The organism is Anaerotruncus sp. 1XD42-93 (assembly GCF_009917605.1).
Lineage (GTDB): Bacteria > Bacillota > Clostridia > Oscillospirales > Ruminococcaceae > Anaerotruncus.
Genome location: NZ_QZEG01000007.1, coordinates 18,096 through 42,782, shown reverse-complemented (window position 1 = coordinate 42,782; position 24,687 = coordinate 18,096). Strand labels below are relative to the sequence as shown.

Annotated in this window: 20 protein-coding genes; 10 read left to right on the top strand and 10 right to left on the bottom strand. The window is 53.0% G+C overall.

The window, feature by feature from the left end; translation table 11 throughout:
• The first annotated feature begins 144 nt into the window (after positions 1-144).
• Together lpdA and glyA are read left to right on the top strand one after the other, a co-directional pair.
• On the top strand, positions 145-1,542 hold the full coding sequence (lpdA, locus tag D5269_RS04540) for a dihydrolipoyl dehydrogenase (protein ID WP_120483837.1): 1,398 nt from the start codon (positions 145-147) through the stop codon (positions 1,540-1,542).
• A 109-nt stretch (positions 1,543-1,651) separates the two neighbouring features.
• On the top strand, positions 1,652-2,902 hold the full coding sequence (gene glyA, locus D5269_RS04535; RefSeq protein WP_016314957.1) for a serine hydroxymethyltransferase: 1,251 nt from the start codon (positions 1,652-1,654) through the stop codon (positions 2,900-2,902).
• Positions 2,903-3,051: 149 nt separating this feature from the next.
• On the opposite strand, the gene D5269_RS04530 is transcribed toward glyA, so the two are convergent.
• Complete coding sequence (locus D5269_RS04530; protein WP_016314958.1) at positions 3,052-3,990, bottom strand: methyl-accepting chemotaxis protein; 939 nt, start codon at positions 3,988-3,990, stop codon at positions 3,052-3,054.
• A gap of 13 nt (positions 3,991-4,003) precedes the next feature.
• On the bottom strand, positions 4,004-5,059 hold the full coding sequence (locus D5269_RS04525) for an FIST N-terminal domain-containing protein (RefSeq protein WP_120483796.1): 1,056 nt from the start codon (positions 5,057-5,059) through the stop codon (positions 4,004-4,006).
• 245 nt (positions 5,060-5,304) lie between these two features.
• Between D5269_RS04525 and D5269_RS04520 the strand changes: the two genes are divergently transcribed.
• The 8 genes from D5269_RS04520 (at position 5,305) to D5269_RS04485 (ending at position 15,736) form a co-directional block, all read left to right on the top strand.
• Positions 5,305-5,682 (top strand): MmcQ/YjbR family DNA-binding protein, encoded by a 378-nt coding sequence (locus D5269_RS04520; RefSeq protein WP_016314960.1) that lies wholly within the window; start codon positions 5,305-5,307, stop codon positions 5,680-5,682.
• Between the two features lie 316 nt (positions 5,683-5,998).
• Positions 5,999-7,096, top strand: coding sequence for a M20/M25/M40 family metallo-hydrolase (locus D5269_RS04515; protein WP_016314961.1), 1,098 nt, complete (start codon positions 5,999-6,001; stop codon positions 7,094-7,096).
• Between the two features lie 95 nt (positions 7,097-7,191).
• Positions 7,192-8,415: a DUF3798 domain-containing protein gene (locus D5269_RS04510; RefSeq protein WP_120483795.1), complete on the top strand. Its 1,224-nt coding sequence runs from the start codon at positions 7,192-7,194 to the stop codon at positions 8,413-8,415.
• Between the two features lie 215 nt (positions 8,416-8,630).
• Positions 8,631-10,244: a sugar ABC transporter ATP-binding protein gene (locus D5269_RS04505; RefSeq protein ID WP_120483793.1), complete on the top strand. Its 1,614-nt coding sequence runs from the start codon at positions 8,631-8,633 to the stop codon at positions 10,242-10,244.
• Positions 10,237-11,337, top strand: a complete 1,101-nt coding sequence (locus D5269_RS04500; protein ID WP_120483792.1) for an ABC transporter permease — start codon at positions 10,237-10,239, stop codon at positions 11,335-11,337. The genes D5269_RS04505 and D5269_RS04500 overlap by 8 nt, the downstream gene beginning before the upstream one ends.
• Positions 11,330-12,796 (top strand): ABC transporter permease, encoded by a 1,467-nt coding sequence (locus D5269_RS04495; RefSeq protein ID WP_243126626.1) that lies wholly within the window; start codon positions 11,330-11,332, stop codon positions 12,794-12,796. Before D5269_RS04500 ends, D5269_RS04495 begins: the two co-directional genes overlap by 8 nt.
• A 72-nt stretch (positions 12,797-12,868) precedes the next feature.
• Entirely contained in the window at positions 12,869-14,641 is a 1,773-nt protein-coding gene (locus tag D5269_RS04490) for an aminopeptidase P family protein (protein WP_120483790.1), read from the top strand.
• A 138-nt stretch (positions 14,642-14,779) separates the two neighbouring features.
• Positions 14,780-15,736 (top strand): DUF975 family protein, encoded by a 957-nt coding sequence (locus tag D5269_RS04485; RefSeq protein WP_016314967.1) that lies wholly within the window; start codon positions 14,780-14,782, stop codon positions 15,734-15,736.
• Between the two features lie 105 nt (positions 15,737-15,841).
• Here D5269_RS04485 and rfbC read toward each other — a convergent pair whose 3' ends face one another.
• The 8 genes from rfbC to D5269_RS04445 form a co-directional block, all read right to left on the bottom strand.
• The gene (rfbC, locus tag D5269_RS04480) at positions 15,842-16,420 is read right to left on the bottom strand and encodes a dTDP-4-dehydrorhamnose 3,5-epimerase (RefSeq protein ID WP_016314968.1); all 579 of its coding nucleotides are present in this window, start codon (positions 16,418-16,420) and stop codon (positions 15,842-15,844) included.
• Complete coding sequence (locus D5269_RS04475; RefSeq protein WP_158604856.1) at positions 16,417-17,352, bottom strand: NAD(P)-dependent oxidoreductase; 936 nt, start codon at positions 17,350-17,352, stop codon at positions 16,417-16,419. The genes rfbC and D5269_RS04475 overlap by 4 nt, the downstream gene beginning before the upstream one ends.
• Positions 17,353-17,354: 2 nt before the next feature.
• Positions 17,355-18,425, bottom strand: coding sequence for a CDP-glucose 4,6-dehydratase (gene rfbG, locus D5269_RS04470; RefSeq protein WP_120483788.1), 1,071 nt, complete (start codon positions 18,423-18,425; stop codon positions 17,355-17,357).
• On the bottom strand, positions 18,422-19,807 hold the full coding sequence (locus tag D5269_RS04465) for a radical SAM protein (protein ID WP_120483787.1): 1,386 nt from the start codon (positions 19,805-19,807) through the stop codon (positions 18,422-18,424). The genes rfbG and D5269_RS04465 overlap by 4 nt, the downstream gene beginning before the upstream one ends.
• 14 nt (positions 19,808-19,821) lie before the next feature.
• Complete coding sequence (locus D5269_RS04460) at positions 19,822-20,982, bottom strand: FkbM family methyltransferase (RefSeq protein WP_120483786.1); 1,161 nt, start codon at positions 20,980-20,982, stop codon at positions 19,822-19,824.
• 118 nt (positions 20,983-21,100) lie between these two features.
• On the bottom strand, positions 21,101-22,258 hold the full coding sequence (locus D5269_RS04455; RefSeq protein WP_158604854.1) for an FkbM family methyltransferase: 1,158 nt from the start codon (positions 22,256-22,258) through the stop codon (positions 21,101-21,103).
• 11 nt (positions 22,259-22,269) lie between these two features.
• Positions 22,270-23,214 carry a glycosyltransferase family 2 protein gene (locus D5269_RS04450; RefSeq protein WP_158604853.1) on the bottom strand — a complete coding sequence of 315 codons (945 nt, stop codon included), beginning with the start codon at positions 23,212-23,214 and terminating at the stop codon, positions 22,270-22,272.
• A 26-nt stretch (positions 23,215-23,240) separates the two neighbouring features.
• A complete protein-coding gene (locus D5269_RS04445; protein ID WP_166545139.1) occupies positions 23,241-24,656 on the bottom strand; it encodes a glycosyltransferase family 2 protein in 1,416 nt (471 codons plus the stop codon).
• Positions 24,657-24,687 lie beyond the last annotated feature (31 nt).

The window sequence follows — 24,687 nt, the reverse complement described above, 5'->3', positions numbered from 1 at the left end:
AGGCGGCTTACTTTCTTCTGTGGGGCATATTCACCGGTGAATGGCCGTTTGCAGGGGGCAAAGGGGATTTTTGCAGCAGAAAAAGCCTGCTCGCACGAGATACGGAACAGGTCCTTAGAGCAAACCGAAAGAGAGGAACAGGAAATGGCAGAGCAATATCAACTGGTTGTCATCGGCGCAGGGCCGGGGGGCTATGTGGCGGCGATCCGAGCGGCACAGCTTGGGCTGCGGGTTGCGGTGGTGGAGGACAGGGCGGTAGGCGGCACCTGCCTCAACCGCGGATGCATCCCCACCAAGGCGCTGCTCCATTCGGCGGAGCTGCTCGAGCAGATCCGCGCGAGCGAGCGGTTCGGAATCCGGGCAGAAGGGGTTTCCTACGATTTCCCAGCGATCCACGCCCGGAAGGACGAGGTGGTTTCCCAGCTTGTGAGCGGGATCGAGGGGTTGTTTCAGGCAAATAAAATCACGCTGGTGCGCGGGAAGGCGCTTGTAGAGGATGCCCGGACTGTCCGAGTGGGGGATACCGTCCTTGAGGCCGAAAACATCCTGATAGCGACCGGTTCCGAGCCGGTGCGGCCGCCGATCCCGGGGCTGGAGCTGCCCGGGGTAGTCACGAGCGACGCGCTTTTGACCGGCGGCGGGCAGGATTATAAACAGCTGTTGATTATCGGCGGCGGCGTGATCGGAGTCGAGTTTGCGACGGTTTATGGTGCGCTCGGCTGCGAAGTTACAATCGTCGAGGCGATGGATCGGATCCTCCCCACGATGGACAAGGAGATTTCCCAGAACCTTTCGATGATCCTCAAACGGCGCGGGGTGAAAATTTTTACCGGCGCGCGGGTCGAGCGGATCGAACAGGCGGAAGGCGGGCTTGCGTGCACCTTTTCCGCCAAGGGCAAGGAGCAGGCCGCGCAGGCAGAGGGGGTCCTGGTTTCGATCGGGCGGCGCGCCAATACCGAAGGGCTGTTTGCGCAGGGGCTGGATCTGCATCTTGAGCGGGGGGCAATCCCGGTTGACGAGCGGTTTGAAAGCTGCGTCAAGGGGATTTATGCGATCGGTGATGTGGTGAAGGGCAATATCCAGCTTGCGCATGTGGCGTCGGCACAGGGGCTGCATGTGGCGGCTGTGATCGCGGGAGAGCAACCCTCGACCGACCTCTCGCTGGTCCCCTCCTGCATCTACACCAACCCGGAGATCGCCTCGGTCGGCATGACCGAAGCCGACGCAAAGGCGGCAGGCATTCCGGTCAGGACAGGGAAATTCATCATGTCCGCGAACGGAAAAACAGTCATCGAGATGGCTGACCGCGGGTTTATCAAGGTGGTATTCGACAGCCAGACCAACCGTCTGCTTGGCGCACAGATGATGTGCTGCCGCGCAACCGACATGATCGGTGAACTCTGCACCGCGATCCGGGGCGGTATGACTCTCGAGCAGCTCGCGTCGGTGATCCGCCCGCATCCAACCTTCAACGAGGCGGTGACCGAAGCGGTCGAAGATGTGCTGGGCCATGCGGTGCATGCAGCCCCAAAACGCAGATAAAATGATGCTGCGGCATTGACAGGGAGCGTAATCCGTCGTATGATAGACCCATCCCATATGAGGCGGGGCGGATGTACCGCACAGAAAACCGAGTTAGGAGGAATTTCTTATGGTGAACGAATGGATGGAATTCATCAGCAAATACGATCCGGAGGTCGGCGGCGCGATTGAAAAAGAGTGTGGACGTCAGCGCCGCAATCTGGAGCTGATCGCGTCTGAAAACATCGTCAGCGAGCCGGTCATGGCGGCGATGGGCACTGTCCTGACCAATAAATACGCAGAGGGCTATCCCGGCAAGCGGTATTATGGCGGCTGCGAATGCGTTGACGTGGTGGAAAACATCGCGATTGAGCGTGCAAAGAAGATTTTCGGCGCTGGGTACGCCAACGTCCAGCCGCATTCGGGCGCACAGGCGAATATGGCGGTCTATTTCGCGCTGATCCAGCCCGGGGATACGGTCATGGGCATGAACCTTGCGCATGGCGGACATCTCACCCACGGTTCCCCTGTCAACCTGTCGGGCAAGTACTACCATTTTGTGCCGTACAGCGTGGATGAGGAAACCGGTTATATCGACTATGACAAGGTACTCGAGATCGCGAAAGAGTGCAAGCCCAAGCTGATCGTTGCGGGGGCGTCTGCCTATCCGCGCGAGATCAAGTTCGACCGGTTTGCTGAAATCGCCAAGGAAGTCGGAGCCTATCTGTTTGTGGATATGGCGCATATTGCGGGCCTGGTCGCCGCTGGGCTCCATCAGAGCCCGATCCCCTATGCCGATGTGGTGACCACCACCACCCACAAGACCCTGCGCGGCCCGCGCGGCGGACTGATCCTCTGCCGTGACGAGGAGTTCGGCAAGCAGTTCAATAAGGCGATCTTCCCGGGCACACAGGGTGGCCCGCTGATGCACATTATCGCGGCGAAGGCGATCAGTTTCGGGGAGGCGCTCCAGCCCTCGTTCAAGGAATACCAGCAGCAGATTGTGAAGAATGCTGCCGCATTGGCCGATGGCCTGTGCAAAGAGGGATTCCGGCTTGTTTCGGGCGGTACCGACAACCATCTCATGCTGGTCGATCTGCGGGATATGGGAATCACCGGCAAAGATCTGGAGAAACGTTTGGACGAAGTGTATATCACGGCCAACAAAAATGCAATTCCCAACGATCCGCAGAGCCCGTTCATCACGAGCGGAATTCGTGTCGGGACTCCGGCAGTTACCACCCGCGGCCTGAAAGAGGATGAGATGGCACTGATTGCCAAATATATCCGGATGACGGCAACCGAGTTCGAGACCAAAGCGGATGAAATCCGCGCAGGCGTCACCGCAATCTGCGAGAAGTATCCGCTCTACACCGATTAAAAAGCAGTCAGGCGCCTTTTCCCCGGAAAAGGCGCCTGTTATCCTGTTTTAGCCGTATCGGGCGAAACTTCTAGAGGCAAGCAGATTTCAAATAAAAAACAGAAGCCGGTTGATTCCAGTCAACCGGCTTCTGTTTTTTCAGGCTTCCGCTATTCCTCTACGATGGGAGGGATCTGCGAAATCATATTGTCAATATCCTCAAACATGGCGCTTTTGGTCGTGCCCAGGGTGCTGGCCCGCTCGATATGCTTCATGACCTCCTGATACCGATCCTTGATCCGTTCAAAGAAGCTGCGGACAGCCGAGAGGGATGTCTGGGATTTTTCAATTACACCGGAAATTTCGCTCTGGACAAAAGCAGCGCCATCCGCCGCTTTGATAATCCGATCGAACATTTCGGATGTCTCCCGGACTTTTTCCACGCTCTCGCCCAGCGTCTGCTGCGAAGTGACGATGCTGTCGTTCAGCCGGTCAGTACCATGCTCCACCGCTTTGACACTCGAATCCACCTCTGCGACCAGGCCTTTGATTTCGTCCGCCAGCTTTTTTACCTCTGTGGCAACGACCGCAAATCCCTTCCCCTGTTCCCCTGCCCGGGCCGCCTCGATGGATGCGTTGATGGCAAGAATATTGGTCTGATCGGCAATGGAGATGATTTTGCTCATGCACTGTTTGATCTTTTCCATGTCCCGCTGCAGATCGGAGAAGGTGCTGCCCATCTCGCCGAAATGGGTTTCCACCTGCTGAGAGACATTTTTCAGATCTTCTACCTCTGTCTGCGCCTGAAGCACCGACTCGGAAATCTCTGTTTTTACAGTTGTGAATTCATCCGAAACCTGGCTGATACTCGCAAAATGATTCCCGAAATCCTCCAGCCTGGACTGGAAATTTTCAGTTTCCCCCAAAACGCTGTTAAAGGAGCTGCTGATCAGCCCCAACTCACGGAGGGAATCCACTTCCTTTTTGGCAAGTTCCTGCTGATAGTCTTTCAAACTGTTGGTTACATGGATCAGCGGATATAAATTTTTCTCTGCCCGCGCCTGTTTGCGCGGCGGTTTCTGCCCCGGGCTTTTTTTCAGAAAGAGCATCTCTCTTCCCCCTTCACTCAAATACAACGCAAGACATCGACTGGTTTATAAACTGGTTGTTAAAATGTTCCCCATACCCCACGAGTCCGGCATGGCTGCCCAGCGTACCCATCTCCTTCAGGTATTCCTGCATATAGTTATCCTCGCTGAACAGCTTGTAACGGAACAAACAGTTGATCGAAAAGACAGCCGATATTCTGGAGAAGTCCTGACGGATCGCGCGGATGGTGTCTTTTACAATGGCCCGGTAATCTCCCAGCTCCAGCAGGGCAAGAACATCCGAATCATTCACCTGCCGGAAACAGGCCAATGCGCTGCCATTGACCTCTTTGATGGAAACGATGCAGGTATCGCCCCCATTGAGCTTCCCAAACGGGTTTTTGAATGTCTGTGTCAGGATTTCCTGTTCGCTCACGTGGAGAATCCGCTGGTAGACCTGCTTCGCGGGCTGTCCGTTCAATGCCCCGATTATGTATTTGGACTTGTCGGTTGCGGAGGCAATGAACCGGTAGTTGCCCATCTGGTGGTAGATGTTCTCTTTATAGGCTTTTATCTTCCCATGGTTGTTCCTGACCAGCGCATAAGCAACCGCGTCTTCGTAGATCTGGCCGTTTGCCGAAACCCTTCCGCCATCTCCGGTCCCACCTACCAAGGAAATGTGCAGGGGCTTCAGGACGGTATAAATAGTAGTCAGCACACAAGCGTCGTTCCCTGAGCAGAAATCCAGGCAGATAGTGTCCTTTTGCGACGCGCTTACCATTCTGACATCCCTCTGCAGCCGTTCAATGTATTTCACCGGCATGGTGGACACCTGCTCCAGCACATTGGCTACAGCGCTTACACCTTCGCAGAAGGCAACCACGCCGACACCCTTTTCCACGATTTTGGTATCATAGCTCATGCCAATGCATCCGATGCTTGGGACACGGGGATAGAGTCTTTCCAGTTCCTGTACATGTGTTTCGAACTGCTCTTGATTGGACATCAACAGAATCAGCTGTGGATTTTGCAGCCCCCGGACGGCCTCTTTCAAGTCTCCGCGCTGGCTGCTCCCAAAAAACTGTTTCATTGCGGTTCTCCTCTCCTGAGTTGCGTATAATTTATGAATGAAAGAATCATAAAATCCTGACTTTTAGAGGATGTTTATCCTATTGTATGATCGTAAAAAAGTCCATCTTGTATTATACTCCGATCCTATTACATGGTCAAGAGTTTCCTTTCTATACAGAGAAAATTTGGTGGTATGGCTGCGGCGTTATGCTGGACATTTTGGAGCCGATCCGATAAAATGATGAAAAACAGGAGGGATGCAGGATGGATTTTAGAAGTCCGGACCGAGATGCGGTTCTGAACCATGCGGAGGAGGCGTTCGGGGATCAGCCGGAATATCTCTGGATGAAATTCCCTCGGGACGCCGTTTTGAGGCACCGAGACAATGCGAAGTGGTATGCACTGGTTTTGGAGGTTCCCAGATGTAAGGTTGGTCTGGAGGGAGAAGGTATGGTGGATATTCTGGATGTCAAATGTGATCCGATCCTGATCGGCTCGCTGTTGCATGAGCGTGGGTTCCGGCCGGCCTACCATATGAACAAAGCCAACTGGATCACGATTTTGCTGGATGGTTCCCTTCCTGAGGATCAGGTTTTCGACCTTCTGCACCTCAGCTTTGAGCTGACTCGAAAAAAACGCTAGCCCTGCTGGAGGACCGGAAATCCCTGCATTTTCCCGAAAAAGCGGATTTTTTTGCCATCGCATATTATAAACCCAAATTATTTGTGGAATATGACGGTTTGTTCCTTCTAACAAATACATAATTGGCAAAATTGTTCTTTTATAGAGTACGCTCTGGAGAGAAATATGTGAGAAATATTAGTGAAGATTTTGTTGGAAGTTCTCTTTTTCAGAAAATGGAGATAGACAACATCGCTTTGATGTGATAAAATAACTCATCATAAACAAACAGTGAACAGAATGTAACAAATTTTTCCGGGAGAGAAGGAACCGTCTCATGAACAAACAGCGTTTACTCGACCGCTTTTTACGCTATATTAACTGTCCCAGTGAATCCGGCAGCGAACGCAGTTTCTGCGAGCTGATCGAGCAGGAGCTGTCTGCGCTTGGCCTTGAGGTCAAACGCGGGGAGGTTGGAGAAAAATGCGGCTCCAATGGTTTTAACCTTTATGCGTTTTTGCCCGGCGATGGGGAACCGCTGCTTCTTTCCGCCCATCTCGATACCGTATCCCCTGGTGTGGGAATCCGCCCGGTGATCGAAGACGGGGTAATCCGTTCGTCGGGCGACACGATCCTCGGTGCGGATGACAAGTCTGGTGTTGCCGCCATCCTCGAAGCGCTCGAGACGCTTCATGAAGGCGGGCTGGCTCATCGGCCGGTTGAGGTGCTCTTCTCGATCTGCGAGGAGCTGGGTCTGCTCGGCGCGAAATATGCCGATTACAGCCTTTTCCACAGCAAACAGGCGATTGTTTTCGACTCAAGCGCAAACGGTGCGGTCGTCAACCGTTCGCCAGCCAATGTGGTTTTGCATATTGCTTTCCAAGGCAAGAGCGCCCATGCGGGCGTCGCCCCTGAACAGGGAATTCATGCGCTCAAGGCTGCGGCTGAGGCGGTTTCACACATTCCCTGCGGGCATGTGGATGAGCTGACCGTGATGAATGTGGCGAACTTCCTCGCGCCGGGCAAAACCAATGTTGTGCCCGCGCAGGCATCCTTTGATATGGAGATCCGCTCGTTTGAAGAGGAAACGCTTCAAAAGCATCTGCGTGAGACCGAACAGGCGGTCAAAGATGCCTGTGAAAAGTTCGGTACACAATATACGCTTTCGCTCGACCGTCATTCGGACGTACTTTATGTGCCGGAGGACTGCAAACTGGTGACCGACCTGTTTGAGGTTTACCGCAGGCTGGGTGCCGAACCGTTCTGCAAAAGCACCTACGGTGGCTGCGATGCCACCTGGCTGTTTGCCAATGGGATCGACGCGGTGAACGTCGGAACCGGCATGACCAATGCGCACAGTACGAGTGAGCTGATTGCGGTCAGCGACTTGGAGCGTACCGCCAGCCTTGTGGTTGAGATGCTCACCAAGACCTGATTGTGGATGGTTTCTGCGCGAGCCTGTTATGGGAAAAGGGTTTGCGTTTGAAATAAGTGCATACGCACAAAAAGCATTAAGGAGGAATAAAACGAATGAAAAGAAGACTGATGTGTCTCGCACTCGCTGCGTTGATGACGATTAGTGCAGCAGGATGCCGTGGTTCTGAGCCGGCGGCGTCCTCTTCCGCTCCGGAAGCGCCCGCAGCTTCTAGCGAAGCTCCGGCAGAGTCCTCGGGCAGTGAGGCTCCGGCAGCTCCGGCGGAAAACTTCAAGATCGGCATCATCACTGGTACTGCTTCGCAGGGCGATGAAGAGATCACCCAGGCGAACAAGATGAAAGAAAAATACGGTGATATGATCGTTACCTCGACCTATCCCGACAACTTTGACAAGGAGACCGAGACGGTTATCTCCAACGCGGTCGCAATGGCTTCCGACCCGGATGTCAAAGCGATTGTCTGGTGCCAGGCGATCCCCGGTACTTCTGCGGCGATCGACAAGGTGCGTGAGACCCGCCCGGACATGATCTTCATTGCGGGTACCCCTGGCGAGGACCCCGGCGTTATCGACCCGAAAGCGGACATCGTTCTGCAGGTTGACGAGCCGGGCTGCGGCATCACCATCCCGCCCCAGGCTGCAAAGCAGGGCGCAAAGACCATGATCCACTATTCGTTCCCGCGCCACATGAGCTATGCCCTGATCGTTGCGCGTTATCAGAATCTCGAAAAATATTGCGCTGAGAACGGCATCAAGCTGGAAAATGTGACCGCCCCCGACCCGACCGGCGATTCCGGCATCACCGGCGCGCAGCAGTTCATCCTGGAGGATGTCCCGCGCCAGATCGAGAAATACGGCAAGGACACCGTATTCTTCACCACCAACTGCGGTATGCAGGAGCCTCTGATCCGTTCAGTCTTTGAGGGAGGCGCGATCTATACCCTGCAGTGCTGCCCGTCCCCGTTCCATGCGTTCCCGGCTGCCCTGAACATTGATATGTCCGGCCACGAGGCGGATGTTGGCTACATGCTGGAGCAGCTCCAGGCCAAGGTGGATGAGGCTGGGATGCAGGGCCGTGTTTCCACTTGGGGCGTTCCCTGCAACATGCTCTTCATCTCCGCCGGCGTTGAGTACGCTAAGAAGGTCCTCGAGGGCAAGACCAATGGCGTTGTCCTTGATGACGCTGTCCTGCGCGAGACCATTCAGGAGTGTGCGAATGAGTTCACCGAGGGCATGGAGATGACCCTTGTCAACCACGAGGAGAATGGCGCTGCTGTTAAGAACCATTATCTGGTTACTGCAGACTTCGTCAACTTCTAATCCAGCAACAATGCGGGCTGCAACCCGCTGAAAACAAGTGTGCAGCTCCGTTGGCTTGCTTCCGGCATGCCGGCGGAGCTGCGTTTGTTTTTGTTTCCCATTTGCATACCTGTCCATGCGAGGGGAACGCTTTTTAGGACGGGCTGCCGGGATGTTTCCGGCTGTCGGGCTACGAACAAAACAGTTTTTTCTGATATCATAAAGGGGGTATAGGATTGGACCCTACCCGTTACATCCTGAAAATGGAGAACATAGTCAAAGAATATTCCGGCAACCGAGTCCTTAAAGGAGTCAACCTGAGCGTGCATCCTGGCGAGATTCATGCGCTAATGGGGGAAAATGGTGCTGGAAAATCCACCTTAATGAACATCCTGTTCGGTATGCCGGTCATTCATGGGACCGGAGGGTTCGAGGGGAGCGTTGAGGTAAACGGTGAGAAGGTTACGATCGACACGCCGCTCAAGGCGATGGAACTGGGCATCGGTATGGTGCATCAGGAATTTATGTTGATCCCTGGGTTTACCGTCACAGAGAATATCAAGGTGGGGCGCGAGATCAGCCATCCCACCCTCCTCAGCCGGCTGGCAGGCCGTTCGATGGAGCTGCTCGATTTCGACATGATGGCGCGGGACGCCCGCAAGGCGCTCAAGACGATCGGCCTCAAGGTGGATGAAAACAGCCTTGTTAAGGGAATGCCGGTCGGTTACATGCAGTTTATCGAGATTGCCCGCGAGATCGACAAGACCGGTATCCAGCTGCTTGTGTTCGACGAGCCGACCGCTGTGCTCACTGAAAGCGAAGCCGCGCGGCTGCTAGATGCGATGCGCACAATCGCTTCACAGGGGATCGCGATTATCTTCATCACCCACCGTCTGGACGAGGTCATGGAGGTTGCCGACAGCATGACCATCCTGCGGGATGGAGAGTTCGTTGCGCGCAAAGAGATTGCGGGCAGCAGTGTGGTCGAGATTGCGGAACTGATGATCGGACGCAAGGTAGAAAAGCTGGTTGACGATACCCTCGAGGACAACCGCACGATCAAGGAGGATGACCTCGCGGTGCGGCTGCGCAACTTCCAGGTCGCAATGCCGGGAGAAGCGGTCAAAGGGGTTGACCTCGACATCCGCAAAGGCGAGATTTTCGGGATCGGCGGGCTGGCCGGTCAGGGTAAACTGGGTATCCCCAACGGGATCATGGGGCTTTATCCGGCCGAAGGAGAAGTACAGATTTTCGGGGAAACCCTCAACCTCAAGCGGCTGGGAGAGGCGCTCAACCATCGGGTGGCGTTTGTCTCGGAGGACCGGCGCGGTGTCGGCCTTCTGCTGGAGGAGAGCATTGAGCAGAATATCGTCTTTTCTGCGATGCAGGTCAACAACAAATTCCTGAAAAAATACGGCTGGTTCCGTCTCTATGACAGCAAACAGGCGCACGAATGGTCGGAAGAGATGGTCAAGCGCCTGGACATCCGCTGCACCGGCATCAAGCAGGCGGCTGGGCGGCTCTCGGGCGGAAATCAGCAGAAGGTCTGCCTTGCGCGGGCGCTTACCCTCGGCCCGGATGTGCTGTTTGTCTCGGAGCCGACCCGCGGTATCGACATCGGCGCGAAAAAGCTGGTGCTCGAATATCTGGTTAAACTCAACCGGGAGGAAGGGATGACGGTCATCATCGTCTCATCCGAGCTGGTCGAGCTGCGTTCGATCAGCGACCGGATCGCGATTATCTCGGACGGCAAACTCGCCTGCATCCTCAAACCGGATGACTCGGATGCGGAATACGGGCTTGCGATGTCCGGTGCATACAAGAAGAAAGGGGGCGGAGCGCATGCGTGACAATGTCAAAGGGGTTGTGCGGCAGGTCGGATTGCCCCGTATCATCATTGGCGGATTTTTCCTGCTGCTGCTGTTCACAGCCAGCGGGTTCGGCATGGATCTGATGCAGATTGTGAGCGACATCATCCGCCGCTGGGGTATGTATGGGGTGCTTGCGCTCGCGATGGTGCCGGCGGTCCAGTGCGGCATCGGCCTGAACTTCGGTATCTCGATGGGTATTGTCGGCGGCCTGCTCGGCGGCCTGATTGTCATTGAGTGGAAGATTGCTGAGATGCCTTCCCTTGTGGCCATCCATCCGCTCTTTGCCATGTGGGTCGCGGTCCTGATCGCTATCGTGATCGGCGTCGTCCTTTCCACCGGCATCGGCTGGCTCTATGGATTGCTGCTCAACCGGGTCAAAGGCTCGGAGATGACGGTTACCACCTATGTTGGCTTCTCGATCATCGCCTTTATGAACATCGTGTGGACGATACTGCCGTTCAAAAGCGGGGAACTGATCTTCCCCAATGCGGGCGAAGGTCTGCGCAACACCATCTCGCTCGCGTCCTCCTATAGTGGAGTCATGAACAATACCTTGAAATTTTCGATCAATCTGCCGTTCGGCAAGGTCGAAATTCCCACTGGGCTGCTGCTCTTCTTTTTCCTGATGTGCCTGCTGGTCTGGCTGTTTATGCGTTCCAAAACAGGGGCGGCGATGAGCGCGGCGGGTGCAAACCCGATGTTTGCACAGGCTTCGGGCATCAATGTCAACCGGATGCGGTTGATTGGGACCACCCTTTCCACGGTGATTGCCGCGGTGGGAATCCTCGTCTATGCACAGGGGTTCGGATTCATGCAGCTGTATAACGGCCCGATGATGATGGGCTTTACCTCGGTTGCGGCGGTGCTGATCGGCGGCGCATCTGCGACCCGCGCAAAGATTTCGCATGTTCTGATCGGTACTTTCCTCTATCAGGGCATTATGGCGCTGGGACTTCCGGTCATCAACCTGTTTATCCCCGAGGGAAACCTCTCGGAGGTCATGCGGTTGATTATCTCGAACGGAATCATCATCTATGCGCTGGCCCAGACTGGAGGTGAGAGCCGTGACTAAAAACAAAATTACCACGTTCCTGTTCGAAAACAAGGTTGTCGTCCTGTTCGTATTCCTCTGTATTGGCGGCACCATTGCTTCCGGGCAGTCGATGAACTTTGTTGTGAGCGAGCTGTTCACCCGTATTGCACGCAACAGCTTCCTTGTGCTCGCGCTGATTATCCCGGTTCTTGCGGGGTTGGGACTCAACTTTGGTATTGTCATCGGCGCGATGGCGGCGCAGATCGCGATCTTCTTTACCACCCATTGGGGGTTCACGGGTGTCAGCGGCTTTTTGCTGACTGCGTTGCTCTCCACCCCTCTGGCAGTCTTTTTTGGCTACCTCGTGGGTAAGCTGTTCAACAACATGAAGGGCGCGGAGATGATCGGCGGCCTCGTACTTGGCTACTTTACCGACGGCCTTTACCAGCTCTTCTTCCTCTTCATTCTCGGCGGCGTGATCCCGATTGACAATCCCAAGCTGATGATTTCCACTGGGGTCGGCGTCAAGAATACGATCGACCTCAAGGACACGATCAAGTACTCGCTGGATACGGTCCCGATGCTGACCATCATCGAATTCGGGTTCTATATTGCGGTTGCTGTGACGGTCATTTCGGCGGTCGTCAAGCTGGCCAAAAAACAGGAGATCAACTGGAAACGGACAGCGGTCTCGCTGGTTGGACTGGTGGTGGTCTATGCGCTGACCTTCATCCCGGCTGTCGAGCGGTTCCTCTCGTCCGACCGTCTGCGCCTGCTCAATGCAGTGGAGCTGGCCTGTTTCGGGACGCTCATCTGGCAGGCTGTAAAGTTTGCGCTCTGCAAGATGCGTAAAACCGACTGGCCCCGCAACCGCGCAATCGCGGCCTGCATCGCGGCAGCGCTGCTCTATGCGCTGACCTATGTGCCCGCGATCTATAATGTGCTGGTCTATGTGCAGCTTCCGGTGCTGACCTATCTCTGCATTGCCGCACTCTGTTTCTTCAACACTGCGCTGATGAAAACCCGGCTCGGGCAGAATATGCGTACAGTAGGACAGAGCCGCGTTGTGGCGAATGCTGCGGGCATCAATGTTGACCGGACCCGCATTATTGCGATGATCTTTTCGACCGTCCTAGCGAGCTGGGGCCAGCTGATCTTCCTCCAGAACGTCGGTACCTTCTCTACCTATGGCGCGCATACCCAAGTCGGACAGTTTGCGATCGCGTCTCTGGTGGTTGGCGGTGCTTCGGTACAGAAGGCCACCAATAAACAGGCGATTATCGGTGTTATCCTGTTCCATACCCTCTTCATCGTTGCGCCGCTGGCTGGTAAAGAGCTGTTCGGCAACGCGATGATCGGTGAATATTTCCGCGTGTTTGTCTCGTATGGCGTTATTGCAATGTCCCTCGCGATGCATGCGTGGAAAAAGGTCGTCAAACCCAGACTCGAAGCGAACGCTGCGGCAGGTGCTTCCCCGGCGGGAGAGGCGGCACAGTAAAAAAGGTTCAAAAAACTGTTTGGCCGCCGGGTGTGCAGATGCGCCCCGGCGGCTGTTTTTGGAGGGATTTTTATGTCAGATCGGCCGCTTGCGGCGCTGCGCGCACAGATGGAATCCTGTGGCGTGGATGCGTATATCGCCCCAAATTCAGATTTTCACGCATCGGAATACATCGGTGAGGCGTTTAAGACGGTGCGCTTTTTGACTGGGTTCACCGGCACAACCGCAACGCTTGTGGTACTGCCTGACCGGGCGGCGCTCTGGACCGATGAGGGTTATTTTTTGCAGGCAAAGCAGGAGTTGTCGGGAAGCGGGATCACCCTGTTCCACACCGGACATCCGGACAGTCCGACGGTCGCGGCTTACCTGAAAGAGGGGATGCCGGCGGACGGCCTGCTCGCCGGGGACGGGCGGACCCTCACCGCGCGGCAGGCGCTTGAACTGCTCGATTCGCTCGGCGGGCAGGCGCGGTTCCTCGACCGCGACCTCGCAGGGGAACTTTGGAAAGACCGTCCGCCGCTGCCCAATGCGCCAGTCTGGGTGCTGTCCGAGCGGTACGCCGGAGAGCCGGCGGAAAAAAAGCTCGCATGGCTGCGGGAGCAGGTTGCTGCCCGCGCGGACGCGCACCTGATCGCGACCTTGGACGACATTGCATGGCTGCTCAATCTGCGCGGGGGAGACATCGCCTATAACCCGGTTGCGCTCGCTTATCTGGCAGTACTGCCCGACCGCGCGCTGCTCTTTATCGACCCTGCGAAGCTGGATGCACAGGTGCGGGCGCATCTCGACCGGCTGGGTGTTGAAGTCCTGCCCTATGAGGCAGCGCAGGAAACGGTGGAGCAGGTGCTTTCGGGGAAACGGGTCCTGCTGATGCCGGAGCGGGTCGGCTACGCATTTTATCTGCGGCTCGAGGCGGCAAAGGCACAGATCATCGAAGGGGAAAACCCGTCGATTCTGCGAAAATCGGTCAAAAACGCGGTCCAGCTGGAACATCTGCGGCAAGCCCACCAAAAAGACGGGGTCGCGGTGACCAAGCTGCTCTGCTGGCTGAAAACCGGTATGGAGGGCGGGCACCCCACCGAAGCACAGATTGCGGAGAAGCTCGACACGCTGCGTCTCGGGCAGGAGGGCTGCCTGGGGCCGAGCTTTATCACGATCAGCGGATTTGGAGCGCATGGGGCGATCGTCCATTACCATGTGACGCCCGAAAGCGATGTACCGGTCGAGCCGGATGGACTGCTGCTGCTTGACTCTGGCGGACAATATCTCGAAGGCACCACCGATTTGACCCGTACTGTCGTAATCGGTTCTGCCACCGCCGAGCAAAAGCGGTGTTTTACCCTCGTCCTACAGGGGATGCTCAACCTTTCGGCAGCGGTTTTCCCGATTGGGGTGTGCGGACGGCATCTGGATGTGCTCGCACGCGGCCCGCTCTGGTCCAATGGACTGGACTATGGGCATGGTACCGGGCATGGGATCGGTTCCCTGCTCTGTGTGCATGAACCGCCGATTGGATTCAACTGGCGGATCACTGCCCGCAACGATACCGCCCCTTTCGCACCTGGCATGGTGGTGTCGGATGAGCCGGGAGTCTATCTGCCCGGCCGGTTTGGGGTGCGGCTCGAAAATCAGCTTGCATGCCGCGAAGCGGAGACAGATGGATTCCTGCGGTTTGAGACGCTGACCCTCGCACCGATCGACCTGGACGCGGTCGATCCATCCCTGCTCGACGCCCGTGGGCGTGAACAGCTTAACGCCTATCACAAGCGGGTATACGAACAGATCGGCCCGTTCTTGACCGAGGAGGAACAGCATTGGCTCAGAGAAGCGACCCGCCCGATCTGACCACCGCATGTAGAACCTGTTCCGTACAGCGATGGGGGAGGGGCAGTCCATTCAAGAGGGCTGCGAAGAAATAAAACGCTTTGTGGGTCTGTCATCTTCCGCTATTCTGTGGTATCATATAGATAAGGGGGGATTTCTATGTGGAATCGTGCATTGATCAAATCTGAAGCGAAATCCAGACTGAGACGGTATTACTGGATGGCGCTGCTCGTCTGCCTGGTGGGAAACCTGGTAGGCGGTATTGCCGGGGGGACCTCAAGAGGGGTTTCCGGCAGTCTGGACTTGGACGGAGAGCTCCTTTACAACCCGGTATTCTGGTCTGCGGTTCTGGGGGCAGGGGCCATCGGGGTACTGTTCTCTCTCGCGGCAAAGGTCCTTTTGGGCAACCCGGTTGAGATGGGAAGGAACCGTTATTTTCTCGAAAGCCGGGAAGCGCCGAGCATCTTCGAAAAACTCTTTTTTGCCTTTACTGGCGGAGGGCAGCGGTATAAAAATGTTATCCTGACTCTTTTTATGCGGGATCTCAAACTCTTCCTCTGGAGGGTTCTCAACCGGCTTCCGGGAGTTATCATATCGTTTCTTCTGGTGATGATGGACGGCAGTTCGTGGATGAATATGGGTCCCCTGCTGGGGCTGGGCGTGGCTGTCCTCCTGGTGGAGGAGTCGCTGCTGGTTGTCATCTGTCTGATTCTGTTTGTGATGGAGTTCCTGTTTGGAGCAGTGGCCGCATATTCTGTCTTTTTGTCAGCCCTGCCGGTTGCAGCGATCGGAATACTCTGTTCGATTCTCCCGATCATCAAGCATTATGAATACCGTATGGTTCCTTATATCCTCTCCGAACGCCCTGATCTTCCGCAGCAGCGGGTGTTTGAACTGAGCCGCGATATGACACACGGGGAAAAGTGGAAGATGCTCCTGCTCGACCTCTCGTTTGTTGGATGGTATCTGCTTGCACTGTTGAGCTGCTGTGTCGGATGGATCTTTTTGCAGCCGTACATCGAGGCAAGCTACGCGGAACTTTATACCGCTTTGCGGGAAAAGGCGTTCGGGATGGGATTTTCCGATCGCACAGAACTGCCCGGCTTCCTGCGTTGACGGTTTTGGCAGAAAAAGAAAGCCACTCGTTTAACGAGTGGCTTTTCTGATCCCATCAGGGATTTTTTGCAGGTGAAGAAACCGTCTACAGATGCGGACCGGTTTTCAGTTCGATGGAAAACCGCCATAGCGTTCTGCAAACTGTCGGAAGGACTGTAAATTCTGGTCCTTTTCAGACAGGATAATCCGATTCCCGACTCGTTCCAGCGGCCATTCCACCCCGATTTCGGGATCGTTCCAGCGGATTCCGTCATCGTACTCCGCATAAAAACGTTCGGAGCATTTATAGGAAACGATGGACGGTTCCAGGACCAGATATCCATGCGCACAGCCCGCCGGGATCAGCAGTTCCTGATGGGTTTCCCCGTCCAGCTCGAACGCGAGCCATTTCTGGAACATGGGGGAATCCATGCGCAGGTCAACAACAACATCGTAAATCCTGCCAACGATGCACCGGACCAATTTAGGCTGCTGCTTTTCACGCTGGAAATGCAGTGCACGAATGACGCCTTTGTGTGAGCGGGTATAGAAGACTTCCTGAAGGTCGTGGGAAATCCCATTCTGCTCGAAGAGTTCGCGGGAGTAGTCTTTCAGGAAGTATCCACGCTCATCCTCCGCGCAGAACGCCTGTATCAGAGTCAAACCCGGAATCTCGGTGGTTGTAAACGAAAACTTGCGGGTCAAAAGTTCCCCTCCTCTTTCTGTTTCCTGAGCCAGCCGACAGCCTCACGGATGCCTGTTTCAAAGGGTACGCGCGGCTTGTACCCGGTATCCCTGCACAGGCTCGAACAGTCGAACACCGATGCAGGCAGGCTGATGCCGTTGAACGGGACTGCCCCGAGATGCAGCGGGATGGAAGGGTCTACGGCGTCCCGGATTTTTACGATGAACCGTTTGAGTTGGTCGGGTTTTGTGCTTCCGATATAGTAAGTATAGTTTTTCTGTCCGGATTCCCCAATACAGAAGAGAGCATGTGCCACATCGGAGGCATGTACAAAGTCGTACATCTGCTCCCCACTGGTAAAATTGGCCGGTTTTCCGGACAGCATCGTCTGGACCGCAAAATTGACAAAATTCTGTGTCTTATTTCCGGCGCCATAAGTATTGGAAATACAGGCCCAGAGATGGTCGATCCCTAGCTGCCCACAGACGGCTTTGCTCATGTAGTGTGCGGTGATCTTCGCGGTACCATAACAGCTTACTGGGTTGGGGGAAGAGCCATCCAGCGGGATATAGCTGTTGCAGTCCAGCTCGGCCAGCGTGCCCGCCCCCACAAACCGTCTGCATCCCAAGCTGGCGGCGGCTTTGGCTGTATCGAGCGTATGTTGTACATTTTTCAGCTGCAGGGTGGTGTCTGCCCGTTCTGCCCCTGTGGAACCTTCCCATGCGAGGTGGAAAAGGACATCCGCATCACAGTCTGGCAGCAGGTCCGGCAGCGTCTGGATCTGCTCCTGCGGGCAGATGAGGGTCTGGGTGCCGGGTGTATACGTTTTTACCCATTCGCAGCTTTTTTCCTCCCGCAGGACAGCGATTGTCTGGACACCTCTGGCAGACAGTTCTTGTAGGAGCCATCCGCCAAGAAACCCGCTGGCACCTGTTATAATCGCTTTTTTCATACTCAAATTTCCATATATTCTCGAATTTGTTGTTTCATTAGTGGCTCCACAGGGTCGCCATTCAGGTACACACGGTACCATTCTACGGTTTTATGCATGGCCTGTGAGATGTCCCACCTGGGCTGCCAACCAAAAACGGATGAGATACGGGAATGGTCGAGCTGCAAAAAGTTAGCTTCGTGAGGCTCATTGCTGTCCTGCTGGGATTTCCAGTGCAGGCCATCTCCCCATAAGGCACAGAACAGGTCCACGAGGTCTCCAGTCTCCATGCAGTCTTTCAGATTGGGGCCGACATTATAGCAGCCTTCAAACCGTTTTTTATCGCGGTACTGCTCCTGCGCAATCAGCAGATAGGCAAAGACGGGTTCCAGTACATGCTGGTAAGGCCGACAGGAATGGGGATTCCGCACAGACACAGGACTTTTCTGTGAAGCCGCCCGAAAGCAGTCTGGAAGGATGCGGTCGGTGGTGAAGTCCCCGCCGCCGATCACATTGCCAGCGCGGGCGGTCGAGATCGCGGGACATCCCTCCCCGGAGAAAAAGGAACGGCGGTAGGCAGCAGTTACCAGTTCCGAACAGCTTTTGCTGTTAGAGTAGGGGTCGTATCCATCCAGCGTATCCTCTTCGCGATACCCCCACTCCCATTCCCGGTTCAGATAAACCTTGTCGGTGGTCACATTTAAAAATGACCGCACCGACGGGCATTCCCTCACAGCCTCCAGGAGATGGACGGTACCCATCACATTGGTTTCATACGTATAGGCCGGATTTCGATACCCCTCCCGTACGATCGGTTGGGCAGCCATATGGATCACCAAGTCAGGGGAGAACCGCAGCATAGCCTGCTTGAGGGAGGTGCTGTCCCGGATATCCCCGATGATGGATTCCATATTTGCACCGGGTTCCAACATTCGGAACAGACTGGGTTCTGTGGGCGGCTCCAGCGCGTATCCGCAGACCTGCGCCCCCAGCATCTGTAAAGCCTTGCACATCCAGCTTCCCTTAAAGCCGGTATGCCCAGTGACAAAGAACCGTTTTCCTTTGTAAAAGTCCCGATCGATCGCTTTCTTCATTGATAATCACTCCGAATTTTTTTCAGGCATCGTTCGATCTCATCCTGATGTTCGGCTGCGGCGCTTTGTGCATATGCGGCCCAGACCTCTAAGTCCGGATTCTGGAACTGGTCAAACGCACTGGCAAGCACACAGCCCTGTTCCTCCGGCCAAAAAGCAAGGAATGCCTCCCTGGAAACACAGTGGGCGATTCCGTCAAAGCCTGCCTGACGGAGCGCTTTGGCCCGCCGATGGAACAGCCAGCCGGATTCGCCTTCTTTGTCAATCCGGTAAAGCACTTCCGGATTCAAAACCACCTGTTTCAGACGCTCCACCATCTGTTCACCCAGGTGGGATTCCGGGGCTTCAGGCAGATACACCCAGCCCGTTTCGGCCTGTGCAAGCGCCTGGTTCATCTGCGCGCCGAACGCACAGTCTAGGGCAGGCAGAATCGTGGAAATCCCGTCGGGATAGATGGCCTGATTGCACGCTGAAACGCGCTTGGTAAAGTCACTGAGGTACCGACGCCGGGTATTTGGCATCTCTTGACCGTCGTATCCCGTAAGATTTTGCAGGACCGATACCGCTCCCCGTCGGAGCTTGGGACTGCCGACCTCCTCCAGCTTTTTCAGAAGGGAAGGGGAGACGTCGTCAATCTCCTCACTCGCCAGCCTGCCCTGCTGGAATAACGCGCCGCCGCAAAGTTCACACCATTGCAGCTGGTCACCGAATTCGTCCGGGGTACGCTTCCACCAGCCCGGCTCCACCTTCCAGCCGCCTGGCCCGTTAAACAGCATATCCAGGGAACCCGCAACTTCACAGAAGAAAGCCCCTTTTGGTGTGATCGAAGCACTCCACTGGTTCTGGAAAAAACAGTTATCCCGCATAGGAAACCACTTTTCATCGGGAATCCCAAGGTCTTTCCTGCTGACCAGAACCGGTTGGTGCAGGCTGGGATTGTTGTGGTCGTTGATGCTCTGATAGCTGAAGAGCTTTTGAATCAGATCAAAATGCTGGAAGTATCGTTTGCTGGTAGCACTCATCAAGCCGGGGCCTTTATGCCGGTTCAGGCATTCGTGCTGCAGATAGTTTTTATCCCGGATGTAGTTAGAAAAAACAGGAAGTGGCTGATTACTGGAGGGGACATGGTGCTGTCCAGGATAGACTTCTGCTAGATAACGCGCGAACCGTTCAAACTGCGGATGCAGAGTAGGTTCTCCACCCATCATTCCAATGCATCTCCCATATTCGAGAAGGGAGTCCACACTCTTTTTAAACATCTCCCATTCCATGAAATAGGGAGTCTTATGATGCCCACAGAATCTCGTGCAATTAGAGCACTGATGGATACAGGCATTGGTAATATCGATTTCAATAATGCGCATCTCACTTGGTGAACGCATAAAATAGCCTCCTTTTAGATGTGTTTGAGCCGCTCGATGGGAACCGCATAAAATACAGTTTGATCCACATAGTCGCTGTGATGTCTCAAATAGTATCGATACTCTAATCCCAGATTATGAATATAATGAGGGATTTCTACAAAATCCTCTTTTTTGTGATAGACGCAGATCGCCAGTACAGGACGGTATTTGCAGATTAGATTTTTGGAGCCTTCCAATGCTTTTAATTCAGAACCTTCGATATCCATTTTAATGAAGCTGACCGGTTCCAGGATACAGTCATCCAAAGCAGTGGCCTCCACAACAAAGTCCTTTTGATCTGTTTCAGTGGTTAGATAAGACCCAGCTCCATTTTCTACTAAATAAAGGGTTTCCGCACAATTCCAAAGGCATTTTTGAAAAAGAACAAGACGGCCTTGTGCAACCAGATCTGCGTGGATTTTATGAATTTGATCGAATTGTTCCTTATTCGGTTCGAATCCAAATATTTTTTTAAAGTTCCTATTTGATTTTTCCAGAAAAACTTGGATGGTATCCCCATTATAACTGCCAACATCTACAAATACCTCATCTTTTTGAAGTTGGATAAGATCACTTGGAAAATACTCATCAGGTTGTGTGATCCGACGAAAACAGGTGATATCCCCGTTGATTCTTCCTAGGATGACTTCACGAAATGTTTTACGGGATAAATCATCCGCCAGATTATCTGCCAACCAGTTAAATGCGTCCAGATGCTCGATCAGATAATTCCGATATGCACTTCCGACGCTCATGGGCCGATAAGTCAACAGAAGATCATGAAGAGAAAAAATCCGCTCTTCTGGCAGATCGGATAGGATAGATGATTTTATCTCATCATAAAAAGAAAAGGAAGCGATGATGATAAAAGCAGAAGGATATTTTTCCAGCGCTTCAGAAAGAGACTGTATCTTTCCCATTCCATTGGGAAGGGACTCCCCCGCCTTATGGGTATCACAAACCGCTGCAATCGGAATTTGGAGCCGTTTCATCTCCTTGAAATACCAGTTTCCTAGTTCCCCTGCGCCATAAATAATGAGGGGCCTGTCTTTCAGGTTGTTTTTATAATAGTGAGAAATGATTTCATCAGGGGTGTTGGCAGGAACACCATCACAGTATAAATTTGTCCCATCAAACTGGAACAGTTTTGGCATATGAGCCCCTCCTAATCAAAATATATTGTGACATCTTTCTACGTCGATCCTATCAGACTGGACGGCTGTTTTGTTCTTTCAAGCTGCCCTCAGGAGAACACATGAACCACCTCTTTTTTCAGTTATGCTTGACCCGTTCCTCAGGGATTGCGTAGAATACCGTTTCATACGCACGGTTGCTATGATGTCTCAGATAATAGCGGTATCCGGGCTGCAGGCTATGGATATAAGCGGGAATTTCAAGGAGATCCTCTTTTTTGTGGTAGACACAGATCGTGAGAATTGGACGGTATTTGCGGATCAGATGTTGGGCGCCTTGCAGGGCATGGAGCTCGGAACTTTCAATATCCATTTTGATGAAACTGACCGGTTCCGTGATGCAGTCATCTAACGCGGCTGTTTCCACGACAAAGCCTTCTTTGTGGGGATTTGTAGCGAGGTAGGAGCCTGCGTCATCTTCAATAAGGCGAAAAGACTTCCTGCAACTCCAAAGACCATTTTGGAACAGCGCAAGACGGTCTTGCGCGATCAGATTCGCATAGGTGCTGCGAATCTGATCGCAATGCCCTTTACTTGGCTCAAAGCTAAAAATTTTCCGAAAATTTCCTTTCGATTCTTTTAGAAAGTCAGCAATCGTATCACCAATGTAGGCGCCGCCATCTACGAAGGTCTCCTCCTCCCGGAGCTGCACAATATCGCTGGTAAAATAGGGGCATGAACTGGAAATCCGACTGAAACAGGAAGGCTCCCTATTGATCCTCCCCAATAAAACCCCTTGGAGGACTTCTCGAGACAGGTCATCTTCCAGATGCTCCGCCAGCCAATTGAATGCATCCAGATGCTCAATGACATAATCCCTGTAAATAAGGCCGGTTGCGTCTGGTAACTCACTTGCCAATTCCCGAATATCAAGGATGCGGTCTTTAGGCAGATAGGCTTGGACAGTTGAAGCGATCTCGTCATAAAAAGCCATTGAGACAATCAGCACATAAGCATCCGGGTACTTTGTAAGTGCTTCCGGAAGAGGTACAACCGGCCTTATGGTTCCATCAGAATAAAATTCTGTTTTATGGGAGTCGCAGACTGCTGCGATCGGGATTCCTGCGTATTCGAATTCTTTCAGAACGCAGAGACCAATTGTGCCAATGCCATAAAGGATAATAGGCCTGCTTTGGATTTTATTTTTATCGTGGCTGGATATGATTTCATTTGATACATTGGCAGGAACACCATCACAGTATAAATTTGTCCCATCAAACTGGATCAGTTTCGGCATATGGCTTCCTCCTAATGCAAAATATATTGTGCCATTAACCTGCGCTCGCGTTCGGTGACCCATTTCATTTGCAGAAAACGGTCCGCATTCTCCCGCAGGGTGTTCTTCATTCTGATTAGATACGCTTCACAGCGTTCCGCTTCCCCCTTTTCGATCCGCTCGACCATCGAAATCAGATAGGAATATTTTGCGTAGACCGTCTGTTCCGTCAGAGATGGCAGCTTTTCGGAGATGTAGGCGATCCGCTCTTCCTGCATATTGAGATAATCTTCCAAAACTTCCGGACGCAAAAGTGATCCGGAAAGAAAACCAGTAGCATTTCCGACATGCTTACAATAATGATAGTCCGGTATCCCCTGCACAACCGTCCGGCTGGCTGCGACAAACAATTTATAGATGGTATGAATGTCGTCGATCAGCACGCCTTTCGGAAAGCGGATGCCATCAAACAGGCGGTAACGGAATAGTTTTGTGCCAGGGGAAGTGTGGAATTTTTCCCGTTTTAAAAACTCTGAAACGCCTTCTTCCCGATTCAGAATATAGCGCTCATCATACTGATATTTGGGAACAATCCGTCCATCCGGATATTCGTCTACACAGCCTGTGATCGCAATATCGGCCTGAAAATCCTGCACCATGCCATAAAGATGTGCGAGCATATCCGGTTCGATAAAATCGTCATCATCAATGAAAATGCAGAACTCTGTCCGCACCTGATCCAGAGCGAAGTTTCTGGCTGCGGAAATTCCCTGATTGACGGGTAATGTGGACACCCGGACCGAATTGTTTTTTTCCGCATAGGCATTGCAGATGGAGGAGGTATTGTCGGTAGAGCCATTGTTAATCAGCAGCAGCTCATATTCCTGAAAGCTTTGGGCAAGAACACTGTCCACTGCCCGGTTTAACATCTCTGCCCGGTTATAGGTAAGGATAATCACAGTCATTTTTGCCTTCATATTGTTCCTCCGCAGCATCCATTCTGTTAACGTATATAAATATTTTCCTCAGGGATTCCCATTTCTACGAGCTGGTCTCGTAGAGCAGGAGAAAGCTTCGGATAAGAGGTTGCGATTATAACCGCAGTGTTCTTTTTTTCTTTGTCACTGTATCCCTGCAATTTTTGAGGAATACAGCATGTCTTATCGCGAATAGTAATTCCATCTTTAGAAGGATCATTATCCAAAAATCCGGTGACGGAAATACCTTGGATAGCCAGAAGTTCGGCTGTCGCTTCCCCACAAAATCCTGTGGGAAAAACATAGACAGACTTTCCGCAAAATCCTTTGCAACCTACCATTAGTTTTTCCGTTTGCTGCTCTCTGTAAGAGGCCAGGCCACGTTCCGCTCCAAGCAACTGGATTTGTTCGTAGAGTGCATGCAATTCGGTAGTGTCACAATTTTTGAGATGTTGCAGAGACTTCTTGTAAGCCCGAATCACTTCAGCCATTTGGCTCTCTTCATAGCTGGTATTTAAAAAACAGAGTTGGCGATACAGCTCCATAAATTCAATACATATTTTGTTCCGAAATGCAGAGTGTTTTTCCCATCGGTTCCATTTCACAATCCACAGGATCGTAAGAAGCCTGGCCCCGGCCAGGAGATTTCCCGAAAGCATAGAGAGGGGAAGGGCGGAAATACTGCCGGTTCTTTGCCGGTAAACATAGAAAGGTTTTTCCAGAAAGTAGATACTTTGGCCGCTTTCAAAAATGGTAACAATCAGTTTGGCCTCTCCATGTACACTTAGGTTCCAATTATAACGTTTTTTACAGTATAGCGGGATGTCGTTTTTGTTGCGAAGAATCTGCCTCTTTTTATTGATTCTTTTTTTTCGATGAAGCCGACTTTTACCGGTTGCAAATTTAGGAATAATATGTCTTTTTAAAATATAGCGCCAAGGTGCAATATGAAATTGAGGAAGCTCAGATAGATATGCAACAGCATCTTCATAAGGGACATCATTAATTTTTTCAGGTTCAAATATGGCATCATTTCTATTAATTGCATTCGGCTCAACATCGGAAACGAAAGAGCCGGTTACAATATCCGGCCGATGTTTCAGAATAGCATCTGAAATCTGTTGTAAGGCGCCGGATGCCAGATAATCATCGCCATCTATCTGCATAAAATAGCGCCCCCGCATTCTTGTGCAGGCCAGATGGTGGGGACGGCCAACCACAGTGGGAAGAGGCAGCTTGTAATAACGGATTTTGTCGGGATATCTCTGCGCGTAGCCTGTGCAGATTTCAATGCTGCGGTCGACCGACCCGTTGTCGAACAGTAAAATTTCATAGTCCTGAAACGGTTGCTGCAAAATGCTGTCCAGACATTGTTCAATATAGCTCTCCAGATTATATACAGAGACAAAGATGCTCAACAATGGACGTTTTGCGTCCTGCATACGCCTTTTCCTTCTACCCATTCAAACTTCT